Origin of the sequence: Sinomonas sp., assembly GCF_051955515.1 — a bacterium.
Lineage (GTDB): Bacteria > Actinomycetota > Actinomycetes > Actinomycetales > Micrococcaceae > Sinomonas.
Genome location: NZ_JBQCGQ010000277.1, coordinates 1 through 13,278 on the forward strand (window position 1 = coordinate 1; position 13,278 = coordinate 13,278).

14 protein-coding genes and 2 tRNA genes are annotated in these 13,278 nt (G+C 66.6%); 4 read left to right on the plus strand and 12 right to left on the minus strand.

The annotated features are described in order from the left end of the window. Positions 1-129: 129 nt before the first annotated feature. From ACTHL9_RS16130 to ACTHL9_RS16140, 3 genes are all read right to left on the minus strand, one after another. Positions 130-915 (minus strand): SDR family oxidoreductase, encoded by a 786-nt coding sequence (locus tag ACTHL9_RS16130; RefSeq protein WP_440520299.1) that lies wholly within the window; start codon positions 913-915, stop codon positions 130-132. Positions 916-1,125: 210 nt separating this feature from the next. Further along, complete coding sequence (locus tag ACTHL9_RS16135) at positions 1,126-1,440, minus strand: GNAT family N-acetyltransferase (RefSeq protein WP_440520300.1); 315 nt, start codon at positions 1,438-1,440, stop codon at positions 1,126-1,128. After that, positions 1,437-2,489 (minus strand): pirin family protein, encoded by a 1,053-nt coding sequence (locus ACTHL9_RS16140; RefSeq protein WP_440520301.1) that lies wholly within the window; start codon positions 2,487-2,489, stop codon positions 1,437-1,439. The genes ACTHL9_RS16135 and ACTHL9_RS16140 overlap by 4 nt, the downstream gene beginning before the upstream one ends. Positions 2,490-2,765: 276 nt before the next feature. On the opposite strand from ACTHL9_RS16140, the gene ACTHL9_RS16145 reads away from it, so the two are divergent. Both ACTHL9_RS16145 and ACTHL9_RS16150 read left to right on the plus strand, forming a co-directional pair. Then, positions 2,766-3,128: an ArsR/SmtB family transcription factor gene (locus ACTHL9_RS16145; RefSeq protein ID WP_440520302.1), complete on the plus strand. Its 363-nt coding sequence runs from the start codon at positions 2,766-2,768 to the stop codon at positions 3,126-3,128. Next, entirely contained in the window at positions 3,125-3,607 is a 483-nt protein-coding gene (locus ACTHL9_RS16150; RefSeq protein WP_440520303.1) for an SRPBCC family protein, read from the plus strand. The genes ACTHL9_RS16145 and ACTHL9_RS16150 overlap by 4 nt, the downstream gene beginning before the upstream one ends. A gap of 192 nt (positions 3,608-3,799) precedes the next feature. Here ACTHL9_RS16150 and ACTHL9_RS16155 read toward each other — a convergent pair whose 3' ends face one another. Then, a complete protein-coding gene (locus ACTHL9_RS16155) occupies positions 3,800-4,492 on the minus strand; it encodes a rhomboid family intramembrane serine protease (protein ID WP_440520304.1) in 693 nt (230 codons plus the stop codon). 218 nt (positions 4,493-4,710) lie between these two features. Continuing rightward, on the minus strand, positions 4,711-5,256 hold the full coding sequence (locus ACTHL9_RS16160) for a peptidylprolyl isomerase (protein WP_440520305.1): 546 nt from the start codon (positions 5,254-5,256) through the stop codon (positions 4,711-4,713). 166 nt (positions 5,257-5,422) lie between these two features. On the opposite strand from ACTHL9_RS16160, the gene ACTHL9_RS16165 reads away from it, so the two are divergent. Together ACTHL9_RS16165 and ACTHL9_RS16170 are read left to right on the plus strand one after the other, a co-directional pair. Continuing rightward, on the plus strand, positions 5,423-6,382 hold the full coding sequence (locus ACTHL9_RS16165; RefSeq protein ID WP_440520306.1) for a hypothetical protein: 960 nt from the start codon (positions 5,423-5,425) through the stop codon (positions 6,380-6,382). Positions 6,383-6,457: 75 nt separating this feature from the next. Beyond that, the gene (locus ACTHL9_RS16170) at positions 6,458-7,339 is read left to right on the plus strand and encodes a glycosyltransferase (protein WP_440520307.1); all 882 of its coding nucleotides are present in this window, start codon (positions 6,458-6,460) and stop codon (positions 7,337-7,339) included. 11 nt (positions 7,340-7,350) lie between these two features. Here ACTHL9_RS16170 and ACTHL9_RS16175 read toward each other — a convergent pair whose 3' ends face one another. From ACTHL9_RS16175 to ACTHL9_RS16205, 7 genes are all read right to left on the minus strand, one after another. Continuing rightward, positions 7,351-8,253 carry a DMT family transporter gene (locus tag ACTHL9_RS16175; RefSeq protein ID WP_440520308.1) on the minus strand — a complete coding sequence of 301 codons (903 nt, stop codon included), beginning with the start codon at positions 8,251-8,253 and terminating at the stop codon, positions 7,351-7,353. A 175-nt stretch (positions 8,254-8,428) separates the two neighbouring features. Beyond that, positions 8,429-8,501 (minus strand) — tRNA-Ala (locus tag ACTHL9_RS16180). Positions 8,502-8,521: 20 nt separating this feature from the next. Next, positions 8,522-8,641 (minus strand): DLW-39 family protein, encoded by a 120-nt coding sequence (locus ACTHL9_RS16185; RefSeq protein ID WP_212746955.1) that lies wholly within the window; start codon positions 8,639-8,641, stop codon positions 8,522-8,524. Between the two features lie 30 nt (positions 8,642-8,671). Then, positions 8,672-8,745 (minus strand) — tRNA-Ile (locus ACTHL9_RS16190). A gap of 88 nt (positions 8,746-8,833) precedes the next feature. Then, complete coding sequence (locus ACTHL9_RS16195) at positions 8,834-9,466, minus strand: DUF3566 domain-containing protein (RefSeq protein ID WP_440520309.1); 633 nt, start codon at positions 9,464-9,466, stop codon at positions 8,834-8,836. Continuing rightward, positions 9,463-12,111, minus strand: coding sequence for a DNA gyrase subunit A (gene gyrA / locus ACTHL9_RS16200; RefSeq protein WP_440520310.1), 2,649 nt, complete (start codon positions 12,109-12,111; stop codon positions 9,463-9,465). The genes ACTHL9_RS16195 and gyrA overlap by 4 nt, the downstream gene beginning before the upstream one ends. Before the next feature lie 34 nt (positions 12,112-12,145). Next, on the minus strand, positions 12,146-13,278 hold a 1,133-nt coding region (locus tag ACTHL9_RS16205; RefSeq protein WP_440520311.1), incomplete at its 5' end, for a toprim domain-containing protein.

A 13,278-nucleotide genomic window follows, 5' to 3' on the forward strand; every position in this document is an offset into this window, starting at 1 on the left:
CCCCCCCCCCCCCGCCCCCCCCCCCCCGCCCGGGCCCCCCCCGCCCCCCCCCCCCCCCGGCCCCGCCCCCGCGCGGCCGCCCCCCCCCCGCCCCCCCCCCCCCCCCGCAACCGTAGGCGGAGGGGCTCGCTAGGCGGAGAAGCCGCCGTCGGCCTTGATCAGCTGCCCGTTGATCCAGCCACCCGGTGCACTCACCAGGAAGGCGACCACCGCCGCCACGTCCTCCGGCGTCCCGAGTCGGCCGCCGGGCTGCCGGGCGGTGAGCGCCGAGCGGGTTACCTCGTCCATCCACCCGGTATCGATCGGTCCGGGATTGACCACGTTCGCCGAGATGCCCAGATGCCCGAACTCGCGCGCGGCGGCAAGGACGATGCGATCGAGCGCACCCTTGCTGGCGCCATACGGAAGGTTGTGAACGGTGTGGTCACTCGTGAGGGCGACGATCCGCCCCAGCCCGTGAAGACTCGTCGGGAACTGCTCGGCAAAGGCCTTGACCAGGAGCCACGAGGCCCTCGCGTTGACGTGGACGTGCCGATCGAACGATTCGACACTCGTGTCCAGGATCGAAGAGTCGACCGATTCCGCGTGGCTGAGCACCAGCGCACGGACTGGTGACCTCCCGCCTGCCTCGGCGAGGAGCCGCGCAGGTGCCTCGGGATTCTGGAGGTCGGCCTCGATGGTCCTCACCTCGGCGCCAAGCTCCCGAAGCTCCTCCACAGCTACCGCGGCCACGTGAGCGTGGGCGCCGTGCACGCGAACGTCGTAGGGCGTCCAGTGCGAGAGAGCGAGGTCCCAGCCTTGGCGGGCGAGTTCTCGCGCGATCCCCGCTCCGATGCCTTCGCGCCGTCCCACGCCGGTAACGAGCGCAAGGGGGCGATCCGCGGCAGACGACGACCCGATGCTGTGTGCTTCCACGCTCGCAGCGTAGCGACTCTCCACACCATGTGAACTCCGCGGGATGAGTTATCCACAGAATGTGGAGAGAGTGGGCATGAACGCCCCTACAGTCCCGTATGTAGTGGTCCAACCCCTCAAGAGCGGCAGATCTTCTGGAATGACATGGCTGTAAGTTATCCACTCTGGGGACAGAGCTGTGGACAACTGGGGCAGATGTCCACAGGAAATTCAGACTTGTGGAGTCACGAATCCTTCGGCCACGAGGTCCTGATAATCCGGGTGGCGCCGGAGGAACGCACGGACGTAGGGGCAGTACGGTCTGATCCTCAGGCCGTGGGCGCGCACGTCGTCGAGCGCGAAGGTCACGAGGCGGCCTGCCAGACCGAGACCGGAATAGCCCTCGTCCACCTCAGTGTGGTCGAAGGCGAACACGTGGCCGTCGTCCTGGACGCGATAGAGCGTCATCCCCATGCGCTTGCCGCCGTCGCGCAGCTCATAGCGGTGGCGTTCGGGCACGTGGACGATCTCGATCCGATCCGTCACGGGGACTTCCTTTCTCGCGCTCCTCCGCGCGGCCGGAGTCGAACTTGGGGGAGGACGGGCGCAGGCAGCGGATTGTCGCCGTCGGTGAGGTCGACGATTGGCCCGAAGCGACCGCCGTCGTCCGAGGGCCCAACGCCGAGGCCTGTCTCCGCGCCAATCTCGCGCTGCCACGCGGCGCGGTACTCCACGATCTCCTCGTGACTCCGGCCCACGAAGTTCCACCACATGGTGATCTCTTCCTCGAACGGCGTCCCGCCGAGAAGCAGAAGCCGCAGGGGATCGGAGGTCGGGTTCTCGAGATGGAGCTCGGCGCGCCCGACGCCGACGTAAGCGAGCGTACTGTGCGCCGCCTCGCGTCCCTCCACAAGGGCAGGCCCGTTCTCGGCGAGGATGCCGTGCTCGAAGGCGGGATCGACGGCGAGCACGACGGCGGCGCCGGGCTTGAGCAGGAGTTCGGCACCGAGGAGAGGCGTGTGGGTGCGGACGGGGGACTGGCTCCCCGCAAGCTGGCCGAGGAAGACGCGCGTCTCGCCGACGGCGTTGCCATCTGGCGTGGTCAGGGTGACGGGCTCGGGGACATACCGCTCGAACCCCGGTTCCACGTGCCGGCTCGCATCGGGCAGCGCCGTCCACAGCTGCGCCCCATGGAGGATCGTTGTTCGGGGAGTGGAGTACTCCGAATGGTTGATGGCGCGTCCTGCCGTCATGAGGTTGAGCTCGCCGGGGCGGACGAAGGCGTGATGCCCGGCGCTGTCCCGGTGCTCGACCTCGCCAGTGAACAGCCAGCTCACCGTCTGGAGCCCGGTGTGCGGGTGCGGGGGCACGCGCATGCCTCCGGTTCGGGAGACATCGTCCGGCCCGTAGTGGTCGAGGAAGCACCAGGCGCCGATCAGGCTGCGTTCTTTGGAGGGCAGCGTGCGGCGCACGGGCATCGCCCGGGGCCCGCCCAGAGGGACGTCGCGCGGCACGAGGAGCTCAACGTCCGCGGCGGCGCCGTCCAGCTCGGCTCCGCACAGCGTTTCCTGAGGCTCGAGTTCGAGATTGCTCATGGTTGCCCTCCTCCGCCGAGCCTAGCGGCTTCTCCCGAAAGTTGTGCACTTTCCAACAGGGACTATCCCCATAGTTATCCACAGGTGTGGAGAAGGCGTCCGACAGTCGCCCGCACGGCCCGAACTACAGAGTTGTAAGTTACGCACACTGTGGAAAACGCCTGTGGATTACCCCTTGACAGTGTCATTTCTCAGGACCTAATCTCGTTGTATTCAACCTCTGGGTTGATAAACGAAGCGGTTGATCAGCGACCCATCGATGGAGGAGGGGAAGCCGTGGACCAGGTGGAGCTCGACGACCCCGCGAGGAGCGAGGAGGACAGGCTCAACCGCGCTTTCGCAGCCCTCTCCGACCCGCTGCGGCGTCGCATTGTCGCTCGCCTCGCGCAGGGCGACGCCACAGTCAATGAACTCGCCGAACCCTTCTCAGTCACCTTGCAGGCTGTCTCGAAGCACCTCAAAGTGCTTGAGGACGCCGGCCTCATCACCCGGCGCCGCGAGGCGCAGCGCCGGCCCTGCCATCTCGATCCCGAGGCCTTGGGCCGCCTCACCGCGTGGATCGAGGGCTACCGCCAGACCGTCGAAGAGCGCTACGAGCGCCTTGACGCCCTACTCGCATCACAGGAGAACCAGCCATGACGGCCACCAAGACCACCGTCGTCTCCGCGGAGCCCGGACTTCCCTTCGTTGACGTCACCCGGGAGTTCGACGCTCCGGCAGAGCGCGTCTTCCGCGCCCACACTGACCCGGAGCTCGTCGCGCAGTGGATGGGACCGCGGAAGTACGTGACCCAGATCGACCACTTCGATGCAAGGACCGGCGGCGCGTACCGCTTCAGCCAGTCGGACGGCGAAGGCAACGTCTTTGCCTTCCACGGCTCGTTCCACGAGCTTTCCTCGCCCCACCGCCTGGTGCAGACGTTCGAGTTCGAAGGCGCTCCGGGCCACGTGTCGCTCGACGCGGCGAAGATCGAGGATCTCGAAGGCGGGCGCTGCCGGCTGACGGTGCATTCCACGTTCCAGTCCGTCGAGGACAGGGACGCCATGCTCTCAGCGGGGATGACGGACGGCATGAATGAGGGATATGAACGTCTCGATGAGGTTCTCGCCCAGCGCTAGCGGACTCGTTCGGGGCTATCCACAGATTCCGCGCGGTCTTGTCCACAGCTGGGGACAGCGCTTCTGAATCGACACTCTCGTTTTCGCCCTCAGCGCCGCTATGACGCGGAAGAAGCGCCTCTAACTACAGGCCTGTAAGTTGTGCACACTGTGGACAAGGACTGTGGACAAGGACTGTGGACAAGCGTCGGCTCAAATGCCGGGAAGGACTCCACCCGGCGTCCCGATGCTGCCGAGGCGCACCACGGTCAGGATGACGAGCAGCGCCGTCACCAGAACCATGCCGCCAATCTGGAGGAAAAGCTGGTAGCGTCCCCTCGGCGAGTAGGCGATGGCCGCCGTCGTCAGCCCTCCCGCTATCAGCCCGCCCAGATGCGCCTGCCATGCGATCCCCTGGACCACAAAGCCCAAGGCCGCATTGATGGCGATAAGCACGAGGAGCTGCCGCACGTCGCCCCCGCGCTGGCGGACGACGACGAACAGCGCCCCGAAGAGCCCGAAGATCGCCCCGGACGCCCCGATGACCCCGTTCATGGAAACAGGCGTCAGGAGGAAGAAGCCGACCGAGCCGCCCAACGCGGAGATGAGATAGATGGCAAGATAGCGAACGCGGCCAAGGGCTGGCTCGAGGATCCTGCCGAAGATCCACAGCGTGTACATGTTGAGGACAATGTGGAGGACGAATCCTTGCGAGTGCAGGAACGCGCTCGTGAGCATGCGCCACGGCTCAAGCCCAGTGAGCGCCGTCGCGTAGGCGAAGTCCTGATAGACCACATCGTTCGGCAGCAGCCATTGCAGCGCGTAGACCACAGCGCAGACCGCGATGATCGTCCACGTGACGACGGGCTGCCCGCTGCGCACCGCAGCGCCATAACGAGTCCTCACGGCGGGTGCTGACAGCTCACGCACGCAGTCGATGCACTGAATGCCGACCGGGGCCGGCCGCTGGCACTCCGGACACGCCGGCCTGCCGCACCGCTGACACCTCACATAGGAGACGCGGTCCGGATGGCGCGGGCAGACGGGGGGAGCGGCCGGCTCAGCCGGGGGCATTCCGTAACTCATGAGGAATACAAATAAATTCCGCTAAAGGAATAAATAGATCAGAGCTTCTCGACGTCGATCGAGCTGATCACCACGTCCTCGACGGGACGGTCCTGCAGGCCCGTACGGACGCCTTCGATCTCGTCGACGACCTTCCTGGACGCCTCATCGGCGACCTCGCCGAAGATGGTGTGCTTGCCGTACAGCCAGCTCGTGTCCACCGTGGTGATGAAGAACTGCGATCCGTTGGTGCCCTTGCCGCCCTGGACGCCGGCATTGGCCATGGCGAGCTTATAGGGCTCCTTGAAGTTGAGCTCCGGGTGGATCTCGTCGTCGAAGCGGTAGCCGGGGCCGCCGATGCCCTTGCCGAGCGGGTCGCCGCCCTGGATCATGAAGTCCTTGATGATGCGGTGGAAGATCGTGCCGTTGTACAGGGGAGTCCCCGTCTTGTCCTCACCGGTCTCGGGATGCGTCCAGGACTGGTCGCCGGTCGCGAGTCCCACGAAGTTCTTCACGGTCTTCGGCGCGTGGTTGCCGAAGAGATTGACCACGATGTCCCCGTGGTTCGTGTGGATGGTGGCCTTGGCGGTTGCATTAGCACTCATGCGCTCATTCTTCCACGCACCCCTTTGCGCCAGCGGAGCGAGGTTTCCTGTTCTGCGCTGGGTGAAATCGGGGAACTAGAGGGCACGTAATGCGATGCATGCATAGCCTACGGCGTTCTGCTCTCGTAGGCTGGCGATGGACCTAGCAGAATGTCTGGAGGTAGCCGTGAAGAAATCACTGGAGAAGACCGTCACGAGCAGCGTCGAGAGTGCGCGCGACTGGGCACAGCCGCGCGTTGACGCGGCTGTGGAATGGGCCGTCCCTAAGATCCAGCAGAGCCTGGATGCCGCCTCCCCGAAGGTCCAGGAGGGCCTCAAGACCGCGGCCCACAATCTCGCCGAGGGCGTCGCAACTGTGACGCCGAAGATCCAGGAGGGACTCTCCCACCTCGCTCCGAGGATCACCGAGATCGTGGACAGCACCGCCCCCCGCCTTCATGAGGCCGTGGACAAGGCCGCGCCCGTCATCAAGGACACCGCCGACCAGGTGCTCCCGCGGATCTCCGAGGGCATCGCCACGGCGGCGGAGACCGTGAACCGTGGACTGGCTGCGGCTCCGGGGCAGGTCGACGCCGTCGCCCAGCGCCTCGCCGAGTCGGGCATCGTCCGCCAGGCTGACGCCGCTGCGCGGGAGGCCGTTCACGCGGCCCAGCAGGCTGCCCAGCAGGCGACGCAGGAACCGGTCAAGAAGAAGCGGCGCGGGCTGCTCGTGTTCGGCGTCGTCGCCGCGGCCGTCGCCGCCGGCGTTGCCGCCTGGAGGGCAGCCAAGCCGGTCGAGGATCCGTGGAAGACTCCCGCGCCCGTCAAGCCGGTCCCTGTGACCCCCGTTTCGTCCAACGGCTCGAGCGCCTCGGCGTCGAGTGCAAGCGGCGAGACCAAGGAGGAGTCGCCGGAGTCGCAGGCTGGGGATACGCCGTCGGCCTCGGCTCAAACCGAGCCCGCCCCGGTGCCGGCGACCCACACGTCGATGGGCCCTGAATCTGCCGAGGCGGATGCGCCTGCGGCAGGCGAGAGCTCGGGCGAGGAAGCGAAGGGCGAGGCGAAGCACGTCGCGAGCGACGCCGCGGAGGCCATCCGCAACATCCACGAGGCCAGCCAGGACAACGGCAAGCCGTCGCAGGCCTGACACCGCCGCTTCACGCAAGCGGGGAGGGGATCCGTGAACTACGGGTCCCCTCCCCGTTTTGCTAGATTGGCGATGATGGCCGCGGAATCAGCCCTCTCTCCCTACACGTCCGGTCGCCCGAGCGTGTCGATTGTCATCCCCGCCTACAACGAAGAAGGCGTGATCCGGCAGTGCGTCACGGCCGCGATCTACCAGTCCGTACCAGCCCACGAGATCATCGTCGTCGACAACCGCTCCCAGGACGCGACGGCAGCGATCGTGCGCCAAATGCAGGAGGAATATCCCGAGGCCGGCATCAGGCTTCTCTCACAGGACGCCGAGCAGGGACTCATCCCCACCCGAAATTTCGGGCTCGACTCCGCTCAGGGAGACCTCCTCGGCCGCATCGATGCGGATTCCCTCCTCGAGCCGGACTGGGTCGAGGAGGTCATCAAGGCTTTCGCCGACTCCTCCGTGCAGGCCGCCACCGGACCGGTCGTCTATTACGACATGCCTATGCGCCGGTTCGGGCTCAAAGCGGATGACAAGGTCCGCCAGCTCATGCTCAAGCTCGCCCGGCAGCAGTATCACTTCCTGTTCGGCTCCAACATGGCGTTGCGGCGCAGCGCGTGGCAACAGATCCGCAGCGAGGTCTGCCGCGATGAAAAGGACGAGATGCATGAGGACATCGATCTGTCCCTGCACCTCGCCGACCACGGCCTCCGGGTGGAGTATTGGCCGAATATGGTGTCCGGCATGTCCGCGCGCCGCCTTGAGGACTCCCCACGCGACTATCGCTACTACGTGACCCGCTTCGACCGCACGTACAAGGCGCACAACGTCAAGAAGATCGCCCTCAAGGCCCCGATGGTCGTCTTCTTCTCGATCTACTTCCCTGCCAAGCTGCTTCGCGCGATCCACGCTGCCAACTCGTCCTCGTCCGCGCCCAAGCGGGGCGGAATCCGCACCGAGGTCTGAGGCCGACGCCGCTAGTCGGCGCCGAGTTCGGGCAGGTTCCGTTCGCGCCTGAGGCGGCGCTGCCCGAGAACGACGACGGCGAGGCCGGCCAGTATGCCGACGAGCCCTGCGTACGTCCCGGCCGGGAGGACCTCGTGGAGGAAGACGGCCGCGAGAATCGCCGCTCCGGGGATCTCGAGCAGGATGATCATGGACACCACGAGTGGGCTCAGGGTCGCCACCAGGTGGTTGAACGACGTGTGCCCCACGAGCTGAGCCGCCACGGTGATGGCCACGATTCCCGCCCAGCCGGAGGGGCTGAACCCTCCCAAGCGCTGGCCCGAGAGAAGTGCGAGCACAGCCACCACCACTGCACAGACGCCATAGCAGACCGTCGTATACGTGCCGGTGCTCATGGTCTGGCGGGCTCGGCCGCCGGCCATCGTGTAGAGGGCCGCGAGGACTCCTCCGGCGAGGGCGAGGAGGTCGCCCAGGACGGCCTCGTGTGAACCGCCCAGATCCAGTCCAGTGATGGCCGCGACTCCCGCGAACGACAGGCCGAGCCCCACGAGGACTGCTGCGGGCAGACGCCTCCCGCGGAGGAGGGCAAACACCGCGATCCAGCCCGATTGAAGGCATACGAGCGCGGTCGTGGCAGCAACCGAGGTGAGCGTGAGCGCGTAGATGAACGTGACGAAGTGGAACGCGAGGGCGACGCCGGCCAAGATCGACCAGAGGTACTCCCGGCGTCCGAGGCGCTGGAACTGCGATGGCTCCCGGACGGCCACGGGAGCAGCCATGACAACGGCGGCCAGGGCGTTGCGCCAGAAGGCGATCGCGAGGGCTGTGACCGAGCCTCCCGCGAGCGTTCCTGCGATGAGGGGCCCCGACGCGGAGACGCCGAGGACGCCGAGCGTCGCGATGAGAGGGGTCACGGACCCACTCTAGACTGAGGCATCCGGCGCTCCTGTCCGCTTCCTCAGGCCTCTGCAGCCTGTCTTCGCGTGCCACGCCGGTCCAAAAGTGGTTGGGAAGTTACAACCGGACAGGAGCCCGGGCAAACGCAGAAAAAAGTCCCGGCACCATACTGGTGCCGGGACTCATCACCGGTGGAGGCAAGGGGACTCGAACCCCTAACCCCCTGCTTGCAAAGCAGGTGCGCTACCAATTGCGCCATGCCCCCGGATGGACCAGGAAGGGAAACTACTCGACGTTGTCCGTCGTGGAGCTCCAGACCTTCTTCTGGGCTTCGGACTCCTGGACCTTCTTGACAACAAAAGCGCCCGCAAGAGCAGCGATCGCCACAGCAATCAGCTTCTTCACGGGCACCTCCGAGTCGCAAAGCAGGATCCGTGGGCGTACCAGGACTTGAACCTGGGACCTCTTCGTTATCAGCGAAGCGCTCTAACCGCCTGAGCTATACGCCCCCACAGCCTGACGAACTCTATATGCATAGCGCCCTCGGGCCGAGATAAGACTCTACAGCACCGGAGGCAACGCGGCCAAATCGGTCAGTCAGTCGTCGGTGAGCGTCACACCGACGCCGCCGACGAGGGCCGACGCGATGTTGTACAGCACCGCCGCGAGCATCGACAGGGCCGTCAGGAGCACCACGTTGACCACGGCGATGATCGTCGCGAACGATGCCACCTGGCCCAGCGAGGCGACCTTCTTGAGGTCGAATCCGCCGCTCTCGGAGCCGGCCACCTGACCAAGAAGGCCGTTGATCTTGTCGAAGATTCCAGTGACGTCGAGGACCATCCAGAGGACGATCGACGCGACGACCGTGACGATCCCGAGCGCAACCGAGAGGAGGAACGCCATCTTGAGCACGGACCAGGGGTCGACCTTGCTCACCAGGAGCCGGGCGCGCCGCTGCTTGGCCTTCGGCGCGGGACGCACGAGACCCTGAGTGGGCGCACCGCCGAGAGGAGGCCGCTGAGCTGGCCGAGCACCCGCCGGGCGCTGGGCGCTGCCCGGAGCCGCAGCGGCAGGACGCGGCGCTCCACTGGTGGTGGGAGCCTGGGTGCCGCGCGGCTGATAGCCGGCAGCGGACGACGGCGACACGGCCGGCCGCTGTGGGGGGCGGGCCGGTGGGGTCACCTGAGGGTAGCCGCCGGGACGGGCTTCGTTCTCGGGCGTGCTCACTCGTTACCTCCGGGGTTCTCGACAGAGTCTCCACTCAACGTTACGGCATCCTCTGCCTGCACGCCTTCGACACCTGTCTCGGCGTCGTCCTCGGGAAGGATCTCGACGACGGCTTCTTCGGCTTCATCGGCAAGGCCCCGCTCCGTGTTCTTCGCCACCGCGATGATGCGATCGCCCTCATCCGGCCGTGCGAAGATCACGCCCATGGTGTCACGCCCGGTCGCGGGAACGCCGGAGACTGCGGAGCGGACCACCTTGCCGCCTTCCATCACCACAAGCACCTCGTCCTCGTCGTGGACAATGAGCGCACCCATCAGATGGCCGCGGCCCTCTTGGTACTTGCCCACCTTGATGCCAAGGCCCCCGCGGCCTTGGCGTCGATACTCCTCGACCGAGGTCTTCTTCGCGTAGCCCGCCTCGGTGACGATGAAGACGTAGGATCCCTCGCGCACCACGTCCGCGGCGAGGAGCTCGTCGTCGTCCCGGAACTTCATGCCGGTGACGCCGCTCGTCGCGCGTCCCATGGGACGGAGGGCGTCGTCGTCGGCCGTGAAGCGTACGGACTGGCCGTGCCGGGAAACGAGCATGAGGTCGTCGGTCTCCGAGACCAGCTGCGCGGAGACGAGTTCGTCGCCGTCGCGGAGGTTGATCGCGATGACGCCGGCAGACCGGTTCGTGTCGTAGTCCTCAAGGCGGGTCTTCTTCACCAGACCGCCCTTGGTGGCGAGGACCAGGTAAGGAGCCTGCTGGTAGTCGCGCAGGTCGAGCACCTGGGCGATCCGCTCGTCGGGCTGGAACGCGAGCACGTTCGCCACGTGCTGGCCCTTGGCGTCGCGGCCGCCCTCGGCGAGCTCGTAGGCCTTTGCCCGATACACCCGCCCCAGGTTCGTGAAGAACAGCAGCCAGTGGTGCGTGGTCGTGACGAAGAAGTGCTCCACGACGTCGTCCCCGCGCAGCTGCGCACCGCGGACTCCCTTTCCCCCGCGGTTCTGCTGGCGGTACTGGTCGCTGCGGGTGCGCTTGACGTAGCCGCCGCGCGTGATGGTGACGACCATCTCTTCCTCGGGGATGAGGTCCTCGACGCTCATTTCCCCGTCGAAGCCCGGAAGGATCCGCGTGCGGCGGTCGTCGCCGTACTTCTCTACGATCGTGGCGAGCTCTTCCGAGATGATCGAGCGCTGCCGAGCGGGATCGGCGAGGATCTTGCGGTACTCCGCGATCTGGGCCTCGAGCTCGTCGTTGCGGTCCTGGATCTTCTGCCGCTCGAGGGCCGCGAGGCGGCGGAGCTGCATGTCGAGGATCGCGCGGGCTTGGAGCTCGTCGATCTCGAGCAGCGCCATGAGGCCGTCGCGTGCCTCTTCGACCGTGGGGGAGCGGCGGATGAGCGCGATGACCTCGTCGAGCATGTCGAGGGCCTTGAGCAGGCCGCGGAGGATGTGGATCTCCTCCTCCGCCTTCCGCAGGCGGAAGCGTGTGCGGCGCACGATGACGTCGATCTGGTGGGTCACCCAGTGGCGCACGAAGGCATCGAGCGAGAGCGTGCGCGGCACGCCGTCGACGATCGCGAGCATGTTCGCTGCGAAATTGTCCTGCAGCTGCGTGTGCTTGTACAGGTTGTTCAGCACGACCTTGGCGACGGCATCGCGCTTGAGCACGATCACGAGGCGCTGGCCCGTGCGGCCAGAAGTCTCGTCGCGCAGATCGGCGATCCCGTGGAGCTTGCCGTCCTTGACGAGCTCGGCGATCTTCATCGCGAGGTTGTCCGGATTGGCCATGTACGGCAGCTCCGTGACCACGAGGCAGGTGCGGCCCTGGATCTCCTCGACGTTGACCACAGCGCGCATGGTGATCGAGCCGCGGCCCGTGCGATATGCATCTTCGATGCCGCGGTGTCCGAGGATCGTCGCGCCAGTGGGGAAGTCCGGGCCCTTGATCCTGGCGAGGAGCGCGTCGAGGAGCTCCTCGCGCGTCGCCTCGGGATTCTGCAGGTACCACTGCACGCCGTCGGCGACCTCGCGGAGGTTGTGCGGCGGGATGTTCGTGGCCATGCCGACGGCGATGCCGGAGGAGCCGTTGACCAGCAGGTTCGGGAACCGGGCCGGCAGGATCGTCGGCTCCTGGTTCTTGCCGTCATAGTTGTCCTGGAAGTCGACGGTCTCCTCGTCGATGTCCCGGACCATCTCCATGGCGAGCGGCGCCATCTTGGTCTCGGTGTATCGGGGGGCCGCCGCGCCGTCGTTGCCGGGGGAGCCGAAGTTCCCCTGGCCGAGCGCCAGCGGGTACCGCATGACCCAGTCCTGGATGAGGCGCACCAGGGCGTCGTAGATCGCCATGTCGCCGTGGGGGTGGTACGTGCCCATGACGTCGCCGACCACGCGCGCGCACTTGTTGAAGCCGCGGTCGGGGCGGTAACCGCCGTCGAACATCGCATAGAGCACGCGGCGGTGCACGGGCTTGAGGCCGTCGCGCACATCGGGGAGCGCGCGGCCCACGATGACCGCCATCGCGTAGTCGAGGTAGGAGCGCTGCATCTCCGTCTGCAGGTCCACCTGCTCGACGCGGTCGATGAGAGCGCCCTCGGCGAGGGGGCCAGTGGGCATGCCGTCCGGACCGACGCCAGGGGTCTCGGGCGTCTCGTCGCTCATGAATGTCTCCTAAAAGGGTTGCAGGGGAGCCAGATCAGATGTCCAGGAAGCGGACGTCCTTGGCGTTCTGCTGAATGAAGTGCCGGCGGGACTCGACGTCGTCGCCCATGAGCACCGCGAACGTCTGATCGGCTGCCGCCGCGTCCTCCATGGTCACCTGGAGCAGCGTGCGCCGGTCCGGGTCCATCGTGGTGTCCCAGAGTTCGGTGTAGTCCATCTCGCCGAGGCCCTTGTACCGCTGGATCCCGTTCTCCTTCGGGAGCCGCTGTCCGTTGGCCAGCCCGAGCCGGATGGTCTCGTCCCGCTCGCGATCGCTGTACACGTAGTCGTGCGGATGGTTGGACCACTTGATCCGGTAGAGCGGCGGCTGCGCGAGGTACACGTACCCGTTCTCGATGAGCGGCCGCATGTAGCGGAACAGCAGCGTCATGAGCAGGGTCGTGATGTGCTGGCCGTCCACGTCCGCGTCGGCCATGAGCACGATCTTGTGGTACCGCAGCTTCGCGATATCGAAATCCTCGCCGATCCCCGTGCCGAAGGCCGTGATCATCGACTGGATTTCGGCGTTGCCGAGCGCCTTGTCGAGACGCGCGCGTTCGACGTTGAGGATCTTGCCGCGGAGGGGGAGGATCGCCTGCGTCTTCGGGTTGCGTCCGCGCTTGGCCGAGCCGCCTGCTGAGTCACCCTCGACGAGGTAGACCTCGCACTCCGACGGGTCCTTCGACGAGCAGTCCGAGAGCTTGCCAGGCATGCCGAACGACTCGAGCGGGCTCTTGCGCCGCGCGTTGTCCCGCGCCTTGCGGGCGGCCATGCGCGCTTGCGATGCCTGGATCGCCTTGCGGATGACGTCACGAGCGGGCCCAGGGTTCCGCTCGAGCCAGTCACCCAGCTGGTCCGTGACGACGCGCTGCACGAAGCCTTTCGCCTCGGAGTTGCCGAGCTTGGTCTTCGTCTGGCCCTCGAACTGCGGCTCGGCGAGCTTGATGCTGACCACGGCGGTGAGGCCCTCGCGCACGTCCTCGCCGCTGAGGTTGTCGTCCTTGTCCTTGAGGATGCCCTTCTCGCGCGCGTAGCGGTTCACGAGCGAGGTCATCGCCGCGCGGAAGCCCTCCTCGTGGGTGCCGCCCTCGTGGGTGTTGATCGTGTTCGCGTACGTGTGCACCGACT